10 protein-coding genes and 2 pseudogenes are annotated in these 15,880 nt (G+C 61.1%); 7 read left to right on the top strand and 5 right to left on the bottom strand.

The genetic code is table 11. From position 1 onward, the window contains the following. The first annotated feature begins 63 nt into the window (after window positions 1–63). Window positions 64–774 carry a response regulator transcription factor gene (locus EN807_RS17990; RefSeq protein ID WP_127317974.1) on the top strand — a complete coding sequence of 237 codons (711 nt, stop codon included), beginning with the start codon at window positions 64–66 and terminating at the stop codon, window positions 772–774. 250 nt (window positions 775–1,024) lie between these two features. On the opposite strand, the gene EN807_RS17985 is transcribed toward EN807_RS17990, so the two are convergent. From EN807_RS17985 to EN807_RS17970, 4 genes are all read right to left on the bottom strand, one after another. Beyond that, entirely contained in the window at window positions 1,025–2,734 is a 1,710-nt protein-coding gene (locus tag EN807_RS17985) for a hypothetical protein (protein ID WP_135936077.1), read from the bottom strand. Between the two features lie 4 nt (window positions 2,735–2,738). Further along, window positions 2,739–2,906, bottom strand: coding sequence for a DUF1127 domain-containing protein (locus EN807_RS17980; RefSeq protein ID WP_280951078.1), 168 nt, complete (start codon window positions 2,904–2,906; stop codon window positions 2,739–2,741). Between the two features lie 553 nt (window positions 2,907–3,459). Further along, entirely contained in the window at window positions 3,460–4,140 is a 681-nt protein-coding gene (locus tag EN807_RS17975) for an HAD family acid phosphatase (RefSeq protein ID WP_135936076.1), read from the bottom strand. Window positions 4,141–4,873: 733 nt separating this feature from the next. Beyond that, entirely contained in the window at window positions 4,874–6,310 is a 1,437-nt protein-coding gene (locus EN807_RS17970) for a DUF6600 domain-containing protein (protein WP_135936075.1), read from the bottom strand. Between the two features lie 341 nt (window positions 6,311–6,651). Here EN807_RS17970 and EN807_RS17965 point away from each other — a divergent pair. The 3 genes and pseudogenes from EN807_RS17965 (at window position 6,652) to EN807_RS36635 (ending at window position 10,766) form a co-directional block, all read left to right on the top strand. Next, window positions 6,652–8,522, top strand: a pseudogene (locus EN807_RS17965) (adenylate/guanylate cyclase domain-containing protein). A gap of 487 nt (window positions 8,523–9,009) precedes the next feature. Continuing rightward, window positions 9,010–10,146: an adenylate/guanylate cyclase domain-containing protein gene (locus EN807_RS36640; protein WP_246684193.1), complete on the top strand. Its 1,137-nt coding sequence runs from the start codon at window positions 9,010–9,012 to the stop codon at window positions 10,144–10,146. Then, window positions 10,143–10,766 carry a hypothetical protein gene (locus EN807_RS36635; protein WP_246684192.1) on the top strand — a complete coding sequence of 208 codons (624 nt, stop codon included), beginning with the start codon at window positions 10,143–10,145 and terminating at the stop codon, window positions 10,764–10,766. The genes EN807_RS36640 and EN807_RS36635 overlap by 4 nt, the downstream gene beginning before the upstream one ends. A gap of 676 nt (window positions 10,767–11,442) precedes the next feature. On the opposite strand, the gene EN807_RS17950 is transcribed toward EN807_RS36635, so the two are convergent. Next, a complete protein-coding gene (locus EN807_RS17950) occupies window positions 11,443–12,597 on the bottom strand; it encodes a sodium:calcium antiporter (RefSeq protein ID WP_246684191.1) in 1,155 nt (384 codons plus the stop codon). 312 nt (window positions 12,598–12,909) lie between these two features. On the opposite strand from EN807_RS17950, the gene EN807_RS17940 reads away from it, so the two are divergent. The 3 genes and pseudogenes from EN807_RS17940 to EN807_RS37665 all read left to right on the top strand — a co-directional run bounded on the left by EN807_RS17940 (window position 12,910) and on the right by EN807_RS37665 (window position 15,716). Beyond that, window positions 12,910–13,122: a hypothetical protein gene (locus tag EN807_RS17940; protein WP_127319395.1), complete on the top strand. Its 213-nt coding sequence runs from the start codon at window positions 12,910–12,912 to the stop codon at window positions 13,120–13,122. A gap of 379 nt (window positions 13,123–13,501) precedes the next feature. Continuing rightward, window positions 13,502–14,368, top strand: coding sequence for a cytochrome P450 (locus EN807_RS17935; RefSeq protein WP_246684190.1), 867 nt, complete (start codon window positions 13,502–13,504; stop codon window positions 14,366–14,368). Beyond that, window positions 14,368–15,716, top strand: a pseudogene (locus EN807_RS37665) (aminotransferase class I/II-fold pyridoxal phosphate-dependent enzyme). Before EN807_RS17935 ends, EN807_RS37665 begins: the two are co-directional and overlap by 1 nt. Window positions 15,717–15,880: the final 164 nt, after the last annotated feature.

Below are 15,880 nucleotides of genomic sequence, written 5' to 3'. Positions count from 1 at the left end.
AGTGGATTTGCACGTCACTTCAGGGGCAGCTTATCCATTAGGCTAGTTGCTCGGTGGTCGATTTTGACGACGCACGCACACGTAGTTGTCTGCGATGACGAACCGGATATCCGCGACACGGTGGCGGAATATCTGGAGCATCATGGCTATGCCGTGACGACGGCCAACGCGGGGCCTGCCCTGCGCGAACTTATTAATAGCCAGAACGTCGATGTGGTCATACTGGATATCCGAATGCCAGGCGAGGACGGCCTCTCCCTGGCGCGCTATCTACGAGAGCACTCAGACGTTGCCATTATCATGCTGACCGGATCGGCGGAAATCGTCGACCGCGTCGTCGGATTGGAGATTGGCGCCGACGACTATGTCGCGAAGCCCGTGGACCTGCGGGAGCTGCTGGCACGGGTGAAGGCCGTGCTGCGCAGGACGTCGGCGAGCGAACGAGCTGCGGAGAAAGCGAGTACTCCGGACCCTCACCAGGTCCAGTTCGGCAAGTGCCGCTTCGACCCGGACGAACATAAATTATACAACGCCGAGGGGGTCGAAATAGCGATCACCGCGATGGAGTTCCGGCTTCTGAAAGTATTCAGCGAACATCGCGGACGAGTGCTCAACCGCGATCAACTGCTCGAACTCGCCCATGACCGCGGATGGGATCCCTTCGATCGTAGTATCGACATTCGCGTTTCGCGCCTGCGGAAGAAAATCGAGGTCGATCCCTCCAAGCCGGAGGTGATCAGGACGATCCGCGGCATGGGGTACCTCTACTCTTGAGCGCGCCGCATGGTGAACCAGCGCCTCATCCCTTGCGGTTGAGGTATTGCGACTTTGTGGTCCCAGGCGGAGGGCCCCGCTCAAAACTTCTGAGTTTCGGGAACCCAGCTGCGTTGCCCTGGGGGGCTGAGAGGCTGGCGTGCAGGCCAAGCCCGCCTTCTCGACACCTGGATTGTGTGCCGCAGCCGCGGGGGTGCGAGGCTGCGACACGTTTCCTGCGCCGACAACGACGCCGGCACCTGAGCGCGGGTCAGAGCCGTTCGATGCCGAGAAAGTCCGGCGCTCCCACCCAGGCGGCCTTGAAGCGCGCATCCATCTCTTCGGCGTCCCCTGTCCTGCCCGTCCTGCGGAACACCTCGCGCAGGCCCCACAGCGCCCAGGCGTTGTTCGGCGTCTGCTCCAGGACGTGCTCGAAGGCTGCGGCGGCCGCCTCGTGCTCGCTCATGGCCATGTAGACTGCGCCGAGGGTCTGTCGGACCGGATAATACCAGTAGGCCGGTTCCATATAGGCAAGGCCGTCCTCGATCGCGACCGCTGCCTCAAGCTTGTTGCGCGTTTCCCGCAAGTTGCCCTGGTGCTGGGCAATGCGGGCCTCCACGATCAGCGCGCTCAATTCCAGCAAATCCGGCGCCGGAAGTCCTCCCGCCGTCTCCGTGGAAAAATCGGTCGCGGCGGCGAGCTTGCGGATTGCGGCGGTCTCGGCGCGCGCCGCCTCGCTCGCACCCTTTGCGGCGAAGGCGACGCCCCGCGCATATCGCCAGGTTGCCTCGATATAAGGCAGGGCGTTTGCCGGCAGCGGCAGCGCGAGTATGACCTCGGGATCGCTGTACTGGGCGTGCGCGAAATAGGGAGCCGCCTTGATCGGCTGCAGCCCGGCCACCTTTCTGGCCATGGTGTCGGAGACCAGGGATTCGAGCTTTTTGGCCGCCTCGGCGATTGCCTCGACGTCGCCCGCCATCTGTGCGGAGGTCATCAGGAAATGCAGGTTGTGCGGATAATAGCCGTCCGTGTAGACACCGGGCGTGCTCTCCGGCGCTATGCCGACGCGCTCGAAATAGGCCTCGTCCGCTGCCACCGCCTCGCGGTTGATCTCCAGACTGTCGATCCACCGGCCGACCTGATGATAGATGTGCGCTGGCATGTGCACGATGTGTCCGGCGCCGGGCATGAGGGCGGCAAGCCGGTCGGCATGGGCTTCGGCCCTTTCCGGCGTCGTGGACGCTTCGACAGCATGGATATAGAGATGGATCGCGCCGGCATGATCCGGATTGCGCGCCAGCACCCGCTCCAACGAAGCCACAAGCTTGACCGTGTCCGGCTTTGGCGTTGCTCCGCCATCAAGCCAGTAGTCCCAAGGCGTCAGGTTCATAAGCGCGTCAGCGTAGAGCGTGGCGATTTCGTCGTCCTGCGGATGGCGGTCTGCCAGTTCCGCCATCGCCGCGGCATAGGCCTGGTTCAGGGCGCCCTGGTCGGCAGAAGTATCGGCGCTGTAGCGCTTGGAGAGCGCGGCGATGAGGTCCTTTTCCCGGCTGGTGGCAAGGTGCGCCAGCTTGCGCGCCTGCGCGACGGCTTCGGCGGCGTTCGCGGCCGCCTCCTGGCCCATGCCGGCATTGATGTTGGGGCCGAGCACGTAAGCCTCGCCCCAGAAACACATGGCGCAGGTCGGGTCCACCTTCTGCGCGGCCCTGAAAGCGCGCTGCGCTTCGGCGTGGTTGAATGCCCACGCCCAGCGTAGGCCCTGGTCGAAATAGGCCTGCGCCAGCGGGTTGGCGGTGGTGACAGGATAGGAATGGCTGCCGAGGTTTTCGAACAGCGGGACGCTTGTCGAATCCTCTCCAACCACCGCCGCCTTGGCCTGGCGGTGCGGAATGCCCGAATCATGGGCATTGGCCGCGGGCACCGCCAAAAGGGCAGCCACGCTCGCACAGGCCAGCAGCGGGAGTTTAAATGAAAGCTTCATGGTTTCAGCCCGCCTTGTCTTCTTGGCCGCGCTTCAAGCCGCGGACCACCAAACCAATCTCTGACCGGCTAATCCCGATGTCCCTCAGGAAGGCATCGTCCATTGCCGCAAGGGTCCGTTCCGCCATACGGTGAACCCGGTAGTCCCGGAAAGAGCGGTAAGCTGCTCGCATTATCGACATTGCAACACTCCATGATTAGCGCCGCGGGATGCAGCGTTGCCATTGCATTTAAACCATCCCTGTTTCAGGCGTTTTTCCGCGCCGAACGCGAAGTGTTTCGTTTGTTTCAGCGCCGGGGAGCGCTTCCCGCGCGGTGCGAATTCCGAGCTGCCAGAGTCGCGGGAAACCGCCTTCTTTCCTGGGGCTGATTGGTGAACCGAGGTCCGCGATCAGCCACGCTGGCTCGCGCTCAGATGGCAGCACCGGGACACCGGTCCAATCACCGGTTGTCTGCCGCTCGCTAATGTTAGAGTAGCCATGACATTAGACGTAATCAATCGTCTGTGGTCAGGCCCGACGAGGGGGCCCCTCTTCGTCGGGCCAATATGCGGCTGTCAAATCTTCGATCGCCTGGGCTGACATCGGCACGTTGCCGTACCCGGAGATGCATGTCTGCCCGCCCGACATCCGTCGTTCGTTCGTTGCTGCTCAAGCTTAACAACGGGTTACGGCCTGCCGTTGGGCGGCAAGGGCCCTAGCGTTCAGGTTTTCGCCGTACACGCCGTCAGCGAACCCTGTAGAACGGATTCGGCAGCAGGAACAGCTTCTCGGCATGCCCCCCGAACAGGTCCGATGGCTGGTCACCGACATTGGCAATGATCGTGTAGCCGGCCTTTTCGATTTCGGCTCTTATGGGCGCCTTGAAATCTGCGGCGGAACCATATTTGGCTCCAGGCTGGACCATGTAAAGTTGCTGATAGCCGGCATAGCCCGCCGATTGCAGGTTCTGTTCGGTCGCCCGACGCTGGTCCTCCGGACGTCCGGTGATGAAGAATACTGCGACTTTCGCCGTTCGCGCCTGCCGGAAGACCTCCAGCACAGGGTCGATGGCCGGATCCTTCGCGAGCTGGTCCCAGGCGGCCCAGCCACAGGGACCGTCGATGGCGATGTCGCAGGCGCCGCCGATCGGGCGGCCGAAGTTGTCACGTGTGATCACTTCCCAGTTGGCCAAAGCCGTCTCGTCGATATCGAGCACCAGTGCGGGGCGAGGCACCTCCGTTGCGCGCTTGACGACCCAATCGCCTGCCTGCTTCGCCACTGCGGCAAGGTCGCGATCATAGTCGCCGGAATCATGATAATTGGCGGCCGCCAGCATCGCGTCGCCAACATTGGCTGGCTGGGACGGGCTTGTGAGAAAGAGCGAGCCGTCGGCACGCGCCGACACAGGCACATTTGTGCCAGTCATCAGCACGATTGCTCCAACGGCCGCACCACGCGCAATTCTATTCCAACTAATCGTCTGCATCATGAGACCTTGCGGTCGCGACAAGTCGTCTGTCAAGCGAGGCAAGGCACAGGTCCTCGAAACTGCGGCGCTGAATTAGAGGATTCCAAAACAGACGCCGATGTTTCTATGAGTTGCTGCAAGGTGCAGGATTTCCGCCATTGCTGCACAAATTGGCGGCTTGCACAAACCGACGCACGTCCGCAAAGCGCAACTGCCGACGCTCAGCGCCGAGACAATGGACTTCCTATTTTGGGCCGTCTTCTGCCTGTCCGATCTCGAGCACAGCAAATGGTTGCTGACATTGGGACGAACGATCGTCGATGTCGGCAAGTGCCCAATAGCGGTCTTTCGGGGTGCTTGAGGTGAACGCTAGAAGTTGACCTCGCGAGAACTACCACCAACGCTCTGAAGACAGGCTCGGGGTACCGACGGCGAGATGGTTAGACCCGCTCCGAAGAGGTGCTCGCAATGGATGCTCCGCACTGGACCCCACACGTTCGTGGGCGTGCCGGAGAACGTTGGATGGCGCGATATTCAGTCCCAATCACCGCCGATTCCCGTTCAGCCGACGCACCGAGCCGTCAAGGACGCGATCGTCCGAATGGCGAGGGTTCGCAGCTTTGGCGCGTTGCCGTTCAACGGGCACCGCGGTGGAACGATCGCGGTGCCGTAGTCTGTACCCGCACAACACCTAGCAGTTCGCTTCAGTCTGCGGATCGCACGCCTTGGATTCTTGCTTCTTTGGCTTGGGCTTGGCCGCCTGTTCGGGCTCGGCCTGCTGCTGCTCGGCGGCGGGCTGCTCCTTGGCCTTCGGCTTCTCAGGCTTGGCCGCCTGCTCGGGCTCGGCCTGCTGCTGCTCGGCGGCAGGCTGCTCCTTGGTCTTCCGCTTCCCAGGCTTGGCCGCCTGTTCCGGCTCGGCCTGCTGCTGCTCGGCGACAGGCTGCTCCTTGGCCTTCCGCTTCTCAGGTTTGGCCGCCTGTTCCGGCTCGGCCTGCTGCTGCTCGGCGGCGGGCTGCTTCTTGGCCTTCGGCTTCTCAGGTTTGGCCGCCTGTTCCGGCTCGGCCTGCTGCTGCTCGGCGGCGGGCTCCTTGGCCTTCGGCTTCTCAGGCTTGGCAGCCTGTTCCGGCTCGGCCTGCTGCTGCTCGGCGGCCGGTTGCTCCTCGGTCGTCGGCTTTTCAGGCTTGGCGGTCTCTTCCGGCTTAACCTCTTCGTCGCTCGCCGGCGCCTTTTCGGTCGTGGCTGCGTCTTCGGTCGGCTTCGATTTCCGGCCTGCCTGAACCTGCTTCACCTCCTCGATGTCTTTGAGCTCAGCTGGTTTGGCATCGGGATCGGCTTTCACTTCACCTTCAAAGACCGTGACCGTATTGTTTTCCAATTTGCCGGCCTGCTCGGGCGTCTCGGTCTCGCTGACCTCGAGGACAGTCACCTGCTGGTTCGTCTCCTTCTCGATCACATCAACATCAATGACTTTGTTGATCACCACGTTGTTCTGGATCGTCACGTCGCCGGCCGGCTCGGCCGCCTCGACAATGCGAACAAACTCCGGCTCATCACGGATAACGACGACTGAAATGTCCTCAGCAAGGAATTCGCGGGTGGGGACCACGACCCAGTAAAAATCCGGCGTGGTGTCGAACGTCACCTCGATTGAAATCAAATCGGGATCGCGGCGCGGCGGCAGCGGAGCCCAGATCATGTGCTCCCTGTCACGCCGCCAGCTCACCCATGCTGGCGCCCAACGAGTGCCGGGAACCCAGTACCAGCCGATGTCGTCGGCATAGCCCCACCGGCCGTAATGGTAGGTCGCCCAGCCGAACGGCTCGTCGGACACCCAGAGCCAGCCATACTGCTCGGTGTAGACCCAGTGTCCAAGGGTATAGGGACGCCAATCGTCAGGGACATCGACCGGGACGAAAACGGTTGCTCCCTGATAGGAAACCCAATCACCATGGGAAGACAGGTCATCGTAGAATGTGCTGATCGAAATGGAATCGTCGGTGGCAGCCCTCGCCTCGGACACAAGCGACAATGGCGCAACCGGGTTGGGAATCTCGACGACCGTGAGCAGGCAGGCGGTTACGCCGCCCAGCATCAGCCGTACAGCGTTTTGGGCAAGGACGCGTTTCATCCTAGTCTTCCTCCGAAACAGATCGCCCTTCAATTTTGGAAACTCACCGGCTGTCGAATTGTTCCACTCGCTAGTGTTGCCCGCATCTGCTCACACACCGGCTTGGCATCACACGATGGTACGCCCCCCTATCAGCGCAAACAGCACACATCGGCGCATTGCTGCTTGGCAGCTCGGGGGCCGTAACCTGACCGGCTGATTTCCCCGCGTATTGGCAGCGTTGCGGACGTTGCAAACGGCCGCAATGAAGCCAAAGCGGCGTTCTGGCCCGCCGCCACGATGGCGTTAGCTAATAATCACCAAGGCTAGTAAAGTGTCTTTGGCAAGTTCAGAGGACAGCCATGGGCCAGGAGCAGGTTGAGCGCCGGCTGGCGGCCATACTGGCGGGCGACGTTGTTGGCTACAGCCGGCTCGTGGAGGCTAATGAGGAAGCACGCTGGTTGCGCTTCGCCAGCATCGCCACGAGTTCTTCGATCCAACCGTAGTCAAGCATGGCGGGCGAATCTCCAAGGTGATGGGCGACGGTTTCCTGGTCGAGTTCGGCAGCGTTATCAAAGCGGCGCGTTGCGCGGTTGAAATCCAGCGCGGCACGGTCGAGCGCAACACCGGGGTTCCTGAGGACCGGCACATCAAGTTCCGCATCGGGATCAATCTCGGTGACATCATCGTCGACGGCGACGATTTCTACGGCGACGGCGTCAATATGGCGGCGCGACTGGAGGGGCTGGCGGGGCCAGGAGGCATTGCTTGTTCGGCGGTGGTGCGCGACCAGGTCGGCAACAAGCTCGAATTGGAGTTTCTCGATCAGGGCGAGAAGACGGTCAAGAACATCGCGCAGCCGGTGCATGTCTATTTCGTCAATCTGGGGGCTCCCGCAAACGGCTCCCTCAAGACCACGGTAGGCGCTCAGCCGCGGCCGCGCCCCGACAAGCCGTCGGTGGCGATCCTGCCGTTCGCCAACATGAGCAATGACCCCGAGCAGGAGTTCTTCAGCGATGGGATCACCGAGGACATTATCACCGACCTGTCGAATGTCTCGGGCCTGTTCGTGCTCGGCCGCAACACCGTCTTCACTTACAAGGGCAAGGCAGTGAACCTGGAGCGCATCGCGAAGGAACTGGGTGTTGCCTATGTGGTCGAAGGCAGCGTTCGCAAGGCCGGGAACCGGGTGCGGATCAACGCGCAGCTGATCGAAGGGGCGACTGGGGGCCACCTGTGGGCCGACCGCTACGACCGCGACCTCACCGACATCTTCGCCGTTCAGGACGAGATCACCCATACCATCGTCGATCAGCTCAAGGTGAAGCTACTGCCGGAGGAGAAGAATGCGATCGAGCAAGCGCCAACTGAGAATGTCGAGGCCTATACTCACTATCTCAAGGGCCGCCAGTTGCTCCACACGTCGACAAAATTGTCCTTGACACTGGGCAGGCGAATGTTCGCCAGGGCGGCGGAACTGGATCCGCTCTATGCACGCGCCTATGCCGGCATGGCGAATTGCGATTCGCGTCTTTATTCCAAGCATGGCGTCGCGATTTCGGCCGACGAAATCCTGGCGACCACCGGCAAAGCGCTGGCGATCGAACCCAATCTGGCGGAAGCTCATGCCGCGCGGGGATACGCCTTGATGATCGGCAGCCGTCCCGTCGAGGCGGCTTCCGCTTTCGAACAGGCGCTCGCGCTTGATCCAAACTGTTATGAGGCCAACCAGCTATATGCCGAGTTTTGCGTCACGAAGGGCGACTTCGAGCGGGCCGCGCAGCATTACCTCCGCGCGATGGAGATTCAGCCCGACGACTATCAGTCGCCGTTATTCCTCACGAGTGTCTTTCAGTCTCTCGGGCGCCCCGAGGAAGCGGCAAAATATGCGCGGCTCGGAGTGAAGCGAGCCGAGGAGGCCCTCCGGTTGCACCCGGAAAGCTCCAAACCCGCGCAGCAGGGCGCCTGTGCGCTCGCGATCCTCGGCGAGCGCGAACGGGCGAAAGAATGGCTGGCGCGCGCACTGGCGATCGATCCTGACGACAACCTCGCCCGCTACAATGCCGCCTGCACTTATTCGCTGCTGGGCGAGATCGACCGCTCTATCGATCTGCTCGAGGTTTGCTTGCAGCAGTTTGGAATCGACATGAAACTACGGTTCAAGAACGATTCCGACCTCGATCCCATCCGCAATCATCCACGCTATCAGAACTTGCTCAAGCTCGCCGAATAGCGATCGCCGGGCGGAACTTGCGCGATAGCAAGGATCCTGCCTCTCGGCAGGCTCCACGTCCGTATTGGCGCAACCGTGCCTTCCAAACAGCGCTGTTGGCGCAAGGTGGAAATGATTTTCCATTCACGCAGTTGACCCACTCCGGACCATCCTGAGGTTGGGACACGTGGCTGACGGAGCGATTGTTCCCACCGCGAACGACGGAAGAAACCGCTTCGGCAAGTTCAGCGCGCCAGTGGGTTCGGAGTCCCGAAAACGGACCTTCCTTCGAATGACGCCGTCCTTCCATTGGACCGCAACAGACCTTTGCAGTGACCACTTCGCAGATCCTGTTCCTGTCGAAGGCGGCTCTCTCGTGAAGGGTCGCCACATGACCGTCTCAGTGCTATCATGAACCAGCACGGTCGCGGTGTCGGGCAGCCGGATGGTGCATGTCGCGTCAATCGCCCGGGCTTCATCCGGCGGATCTCCTGAGGGAGAGACAGCCATGGCGACTGCAAGAGCGGAGCGGCGGCTGGCCGCGATCCTGGCCGCTGACGTCGTCGGCTATTCCCGCCTCGTCCAACATGACGAGGCTGGGACGTTGTCGGCCCTGAAGGTTCTGCGTCAGGAGGTGATCGATCCGCTGCTGGCCGAGCATCAGGGCCGTATTGTCAAGCTGATGGGCGACGGTGCGCTCGTGGAGTTCAGCTCGGTCATCGATGCCGTCGCATGCGCGGTCGCCATCCAGAAGGGCGTTGCCGCGCGGCAGGCCGACGTGCTGCCGGAGCAACAAATCGTCTTCCGGATTGGCGTCAATCTGGGCGACGTGATCCACGAGGTTGATGGGGATCTCTACGGCGACGGCGTCAACATCGCGGCCCGCCTCCAGACCTTGGCAGATCCAGGCGGCATTTGCATTTCCGGTACGGGCTACGATCACCTTCAGGGCAAGCTTGACTGCGACTACGAGTACCTTGGCGAACGCGCGCTCAAGAACATGGAGCGGCCAGTTCGACTGTACCGCCCCCTTTGGGACGGTCCGACCGCACGAACGGGATCGCCCAGGCTCACACTTCCAGACCGACCATCCATTGCCGTGCTGCCGTTCAACGCCATGAGCGCCGACCCGGAGCAGGACTTCTTCAGCGATGGGCTCACTGAGGACATCACCACCGCGCTGTCCAAGCTCAAGGGCTTCTTCGTGATCGCCCGCAACACGATGTTCACCTACAAGGGAAAGCCTGTGGATGTGCGCGCCGTCGGGCGCGAACTCGGGATCCGCTATGTTCTCGAGGGGAGTGTCCGCAAGTCTGGTAGCCGCGTCAGGGTGACCGCGCAGCTCATCGATGCGGCCTCCGAAGCCCATCTCTGGGCCGAGCGGTACGACGGCGACCTCGGCGACATCTTCGTCATTCAGGACGAAATCACCGCAAGTGTCGTCGGTCGCATCGGCCCGGAACTCCTGGCGGCAGAGCATGCCCGCGAAAGCCCCAAGCCGCATCAAGGCCTCATGCCTGGGAATGTGTCGTGCGAGCCGTGTTCCTGTGTTCCCAGTTGTCTGAGGAGAGCAGCCGGAAGATGCTCCCCCTGCTCGATCGGGCAATCCGACTGGCTCCCGACTATGCCCAGGCGCTTGCCATGAAAGGTTGGATTACGATGTGGCGCGCGTTCCAGGGGTGGGAGGACATGGGACACGCCCTGGCACTTGCCAGGGATGTTGTCCAGCAGGCCATTGCCGCGGACGATAAGGAGCCGTGGGCTTACCTTGCGCAGGCGATGATAGCCTTTGCGACGCGTGACAATGTCCTGGCGATGGCAGCGGCCAGCCAGGCTGTCGCGATCAACCCCAACTCCGCGTTTGCGCACGGCCAGTTGGGACTTGCGCATGCCAACGGGGGCCGCGCGGCGGACGCCATTCCTTGCATCGACTACGCTCTCAGACTGAGCCCGCGCGAGGCTTTTCTCGGCGACTTTCAGTTCTACTACGCCCTGGCTTACTTCCAGGGCGCGAACTACGAGCTTGGATTGAGTTATGCGCGGGAGGCGCATCGCTTGCGGTCCGGCCACGCTTATCCGCTGGTCATCGGCACGGCCTGTGCCGGACTTCTGGACAACCAGGAGGCTGCCACGGACTTGCTCGGACGGCTCAAGTCGCTAGTCCCTTACATCTCACGGGACGCGGTCGGAGCAACATCTGCTCTCGTCCGCGCCGAGGATCGGGCGCGCCTGATCGAGGGACTTGCCCGAGCCGGCCTGGATTGACGGGTTGGATTGACCTCGAGAACCGATCGCTTACTGGTGAAGGGCGTTCCCGGCAGCATGTCTCGACGACTTTCGGAATTGTGCTGCGTGGAAGCCCATCTCCGCGGCCTCCCCGACAAAGTTGCCAACACGAAGGTCGCTTCAGCTATCGCTGAAATGCTCCCCGTGATTGGCTCATCGTGAGTAACGCCAACCAGACGCTGGAAGGCGTGGCTCAAGTCTGGTGGCGTTTGCTATCGAATGCCGGACCGATGCAGCGGCGATCCAGTCACACGGAATGGTCCGTTCCATTGTGGCATTCCGCGAAATGAACTTGTGAACCAGGAACGTCCGTTCAGGCGCGGCCAAGCCTCCGGAGCATGATCTGCAGGTCGGTTCGGCTGATGTCGGCAATTCGGTCGGCCGCGCTGTCGAGCCAACAAGTGTGCGTAAAAGCCGTTGCAGATCAAGGCTCTTCCAGCGCGGCGACCGGCCGAGCCCCTATTGCAGGGCTCGGCATGGCCTTCATCGGCGTCACGGCCGAGCGGGCAATCGGCGCTCTGTTGAAGCGATGAAAGGAGAACTCGGCCTCGCGCGATAGGAAACGAGGCTGTTCGCCAATCCATTGAATGCAAAATCCGAGCTGGCGATCGCAGGGCGATTCAAGTGGCCCCAAACACACGGTGCCTCAAGCTCGTCAGCCGCCGCTGCCGCGCAGGAAATATAGGAGAATCACCCCAGCGACGTAGGTGCCCAGCACCGCGAGCGAGTCGTAGCCCATCCTGAAGATGGTCCGGTCCCGCCGCTCCGCGAGGCCAACGAGATAGATCGCTGTGACGGTGATGGCGATCAGAGCGGCAAATCCCTCGAAACCGCCGACGCTGTTCATCACTGCATCTCCGCCACCGGTGACGTCGATCAGAAAGAGGAAAGAGATGTCAAAAAGGTTCGTGCCGAATATGTCCGACATCGCCATCGTATAGAGCCCCGCACGCATCGTGCTGTAGACCGTACTCATCTCTGGCAGCGAAGTGGCGATGGCGAGGAAGACAGCGCCGAAGAAGCTATGGCCGAGGCCGGTTCCCTCAGCGATCGCATCGCCGGTTCGGGAAAGAACATAGCCGCCGACGATGATGACGAATCCAGCCACGCAAGCTAGTGAGATCGCCCAGCGGAGCGGTTTGTCCTTGTCCTCCTCGGCTTTTTCCTTCGCTCGTTCATTCTCCTTTTCCTTGCTCACCTGCTTGTCGTTTGGGACCCACGGCTTGTCGCTATGCAGTTGGGACAGAATCCAAAGGCTAATGCCGAAGACGATCGCCAGCAGCCATATCCACAACCCTGCGAAGAAAACAGGAAAGTCGCCGACCATGATCGAAGCGGCGATAATGGAGAGCAACAGGATCTTCAGACCACCCTGGAGGAAAATGACCGGATCGGGGACGACAGACGTCAGCGCCCGTTTACCGATAATGGCGTCGGCCACCGCAAGGATGGCTACCTGCATGGCGATACCGCCGAGGATGCTATTCACGGCTAGGCTGGCATCACCGCTTACCGATGAGGTGATGGCCACCGCCAGTTCCGGCAGGGAGGTAACGCCACCGAGCAGCACAAGGCCGACCAGCGCTTGGCCCATCCCCGTCTTGTCGCTGATGACGTTGGCATATCGCGCAAGCTTCACGCCGGCAATCCAGACGACCACAGCCGACGCGATAAAGATCGCGATGTTGATCCAGAGATTCAGGCCGGCGAAATCCAACATCATGGCCACACCAGCTAGTGTAGGCCGAAAGGCCAGAAGCTCAGCGTCGACGCCCTCGAACTGCGATTTCGAGGGTTCTGCCCGCTTCATGGCCAGTGGCGGCCACTCTCCCGGGATGCTGCGGGAAACCGTTGATAAGTACCCGGATCAGGCAGCGTCCGAGATGTCCGACTCGGTCTCGAATATTCCCACAGTTTTCTATTTCCTCGGCGGCTAACCCACATGCCACCGCCAAATCCTGGATTGAATAACCAAGATGCTCGCGATATGCGCGGATGATATGCGTCCCCTCTGACATGGCAACCAAGACCGTCTCAGGGATGCGCGAATACTTCATACGACCTCCTCCATGCTATAGCGATATAAGGTCGGGAGATTTGTTCCCGCCTGCGATGCTAGCAAATGCAAAAAATGGATGTCGAGCGGCCCGATCGGCTCCATCCATGGAATGGGCTGCCCACAACGGCGGCCGGAGCTAAGTATGGCGGTTCACTTGGCTCTGATCAAGTCGACGTGCTCGATGACAACGCACCAATTTACGCGGTCAAGCGCGTGGCCGACCTGATACCCGAGGCCAAGAGTCGGTTGACTGGAGAAGAGCAAAGCGCCTCATGATGAAGCGTCCGGAGAAGGTGGCGATCCGATGAACGAGACTCGCGAGTTCGACATCCTCTCTCCAGGATTCCATGCAGATCCGTTTCCCACGCTCGATCAGATGAGGGCTGAAGGGTCGGTGATCCACATGAAGCTACCGATCATCGGCCGCACATGGCTCGCCGTAACGCACGCGGCATGCACGGCAATGCTGAAGGACCACGACAGTTTCGCGCGTGATCCTGGCAACGCAGGAAGCAAGACACAGGCGCGCATTCTGAGAGTGTTGCCAAGGACGCTCAGCCTTCTGGCGCTGAACATGCTCGGACACGACGACCCTGAGCACCGCCGCCAGCGCGGCCTCGTCGACCAGACGTTCCAGCGCCGCACTATCGAGGCGATGAAGCCGACAATTGCGGCTATTGCAGATCGGCTGCTCGATCGGATGGAGGATGGCACCGAGATCAATCTGATGACTGAATTCTGCCGAGACCTGCCGCTTTCGGTCATCTGCGCGATGCTGGGCCTTCCGGAACGGGATCACGACCGGTTCAAGAACTGGCTGGGGAGACTCACCGATACCGCCGACGTTTGGGCCATAATCCGAGCTATTCCGGGCCTGATCCGCGTTGTCCGCCATCTTCGACGCGTATCGCGACCCGGGGGCGGAGCGCTACCGGACGGACTGATTGCGGCCCTGCGCGATGTGGAGACGGACGGGCAGAAGCTCAGCGAGGATGAACTCGTGTCGATGATCTTCCTGCTGTTCGGTGCCGGGCAGGAAACCACGACACACCTGATTTCCGGCGGTTTGCTCGCGCTGCTGTCGCACGACGAGCAACGCCGGAAGCTTCAGGCCGATCCTTCACTCATGCCGACCTGCGTCGAAGAATGCCTGCGCCATGTGTCCCCGGTGCAGATGACCAAGCCGCGTTTCGCGATCCGCGACATGGTATGGCAAGGTGAGCAGTTTCGTCGCGGCGACATGTTCGCCGGAATGCTGGCGGCGGCGAATTGCGATCCTTCCAAATTCGAAGACCCGCACCGCTTCGACATCGCGCGGCACCCCAACCCGCATCTCTCTTTCGGCACCGGCGTGCATTTCTGCCTCGGCTTCCAGCTCGCCCGCGCCGAGGCCGCGATTGCATTCGAACGCATCTTTACACGCTTTCCCGATCTCCGCCTCAGCGTCGATGCGCGGCAGATCAAGTGGCGTAAACGGCTCGGCATTCGCGCTTTGGTCCAGCTTCCGATATTACTCCGTTAATGCGCAGGGAAGCAGCTAATGCGAACAGGAACGCCAAATCCTGGCTTTTCTCCGTTCCTTTAGCCTTACAGGCTGAAGGGCGCCTCAATGGCGCCGTTCGAGTTGCGTCGACCGCCTTCCAAAGCAGACATGCCAAATCGACGATCGCGCAAAGAAATGTCGCGCGAGTGGACTTCGACCAAATCCACGACCGCCAGCAATTCGGATCCGTCAAATGGGCCAATCAGTGGGATGAGTTCTCCCCCCGGGTCGAGGGCGAAGACCTGCTCTCCCTATGGACAGCGGATATGGATTTTCGTGCCCCGGAAGCTGTGATCGCGCGGCTGCGCGAAGCCGCGGACCATGGCATTTATGGTTACACCCGTCGCGACCCGCGCGCCTATGAGATCGTGCAATCGTGGTTCGCGCGCCGGCACAACTGGTCGCCGGTGCTGGAAACCCTGCTTCCTGCGCCAGCAATCATGCCGTCAGTAGCTGCAATACTCCGGACCTTCACGAAGCCCGGTGACGGCGTCATTGTGCAGTCGCCCGTGTACTCACCCTATTTCGAAGTGATTCAGGGAAATGGGCGAGTCCTGCTTACGAATCGGCTGAGACGTCAAAACAACGAATATGAGCTTGACCTTGAGGATTTCGAGAGACTGGCCGCCAGCGGCGCCAAGGCATTTCACTCTGCAATCCTCACAATCCTGCCGGAAGGGCCTGGACGCAAGAAGAATTGGGGGCGCTGAACGATGTCTGCGAGCGCTATGGGATTTTGGTTATATCCGACGACATTCACTGCGACATAAGGTTGTCAGATCGACCCCACATCGTTCTCTCCTGCATCTCAGACGATGCGGCGGAGAAGTCGTTCATCTGCACGGCTCCGACAAAGACCTTCAACCTGGCCGAGGTTCCTTCGGCAACGATTTCGGTAGCGAACAAAAAGCGTCGCAACGAGCTCCTTGTCGCAATGCAGGCGTCGTTCATGGTGAATGCGAATTTTTTCCGTCGCCTGGCATTGGAGGTCGCTTACAGCACGGGCGCACCATGGCTCGACCAACTCACGAGCTACATCGCCAGCAAAATTGATCTCGTTTGCGAATTCGCTACTGAACACCTTCCCGGCATTACCCCTATAAGGCCCGACGCATCGTTTCTGGTGTGGTTGGATGCCCGCGCTCTCGATCTCAAAGTGGGCGGAATCCAGAAGTTCTTTGTCAATCGTGCCGGGGTTAATTTGTACGACGGCCGCGTATATGGGCCCGGTGGCGAAGGGTTCATTCGCCTCAACGTCGGCTGTCCGCGCTCGCTGTTACTTCAGGGGCTGGAACGCATGTCTGCGGCGTTGACAATAAGCTCTTGAACCGGGCGGCAGCCCGTGTCCGAAGGGGATGGCAGGTTCTTGCTCGGGACCAGGTGCAACCAGTTTTACCGCGCCTCATGCGCCACCGTAGCGTCCGCTTTTGGCGCCATGACTCGACCAGCGGTCGCCCGCGATCTCAGCTTTCAAAGCTGCTCTATACGACC

It is taken from the genome of Mesorhizobium sp. M5C.F.Ca.ET.164.01.1.1, assembly GCF_004792125.1.
Classification (GTDB): domain Bacteria; phylum Pseudomonadota; class Alphaproteobacteria; order Rhizobiales; family Rhizobiaceae; genus Mesorhizobium; species Mesorhizobium wenxiniae.
Note: the sequence above shows the minus strand (reverse complement) of the source record. Positions and strands in the feature narration are given on the sequence as shown.

Bases quoted from the DNA above. Each gene is read 5' to 3' on its own strand.
- EN807_RS17970 (WP_135936075.1), bottom strand. From the start codon at position 6,310: ATGAAACGCGTCCTTGCCCAAAACGCTGTACGGCTGATGCTGGGCGGC.
- EN807_RS17980 (WP_280951078.1), bottom strand. From the start codon at position 2,906: ATGCGAGCAGCTTACCGCTCTTTCCGGGACTACCGGGTTCACCGTATG.
- EN807_RS17950 (WP_246684191.1), bottom strand. From the start codon at position 12,597: ATGAAGCGGGCAGAACCCTCGAAATCGCAGTTCGAGGGCGTCGACGCT.
- EN807_RS17935 (WP_246684190.1), top strand. From the start codon at position 13,502: ATGAAGCCGACAATTGCGGCTATTGCAGATCGGCTGCTCGATCGGATG.
- EN807_RS17975 (WP_135936076.1), bottom strand. From the start codon at position 4,140: ATGACTGGCACAAATGTGCCTGTGTCGGCGCGTGCCGACGGCTCGCTC.
- EN807_RS36640 (WP_246684193.1), top strand. From the start codon at position 9,010: ATGGCGACTGCAAGAGCGGAGCGGCGGCTGGCCGCGATCCTGGCCGCT.
- EN807_RS17940 (WP_127319395.1), top strand. From the start codon at position 12,910: ATGCAAAAAATGGATGTCGAGCGGCCCGATCGGCTCCATCCATGGAAT.
- EN807_RS36635 (WP_246684192.1), top strand. From the start codon at position 10,143: ATGAAAGGTTGGATTACGATGTGGCGCGCGTTCCAGGGGTGGGAGGAC.
- EN807_RS17985 (WP_135936077.1), bottom strand. From the start codon at position 2,734: ATGAAGCTTTCATTTAAACTCCCGCTGCTGGCCTGTGCGAGCGTGGCT.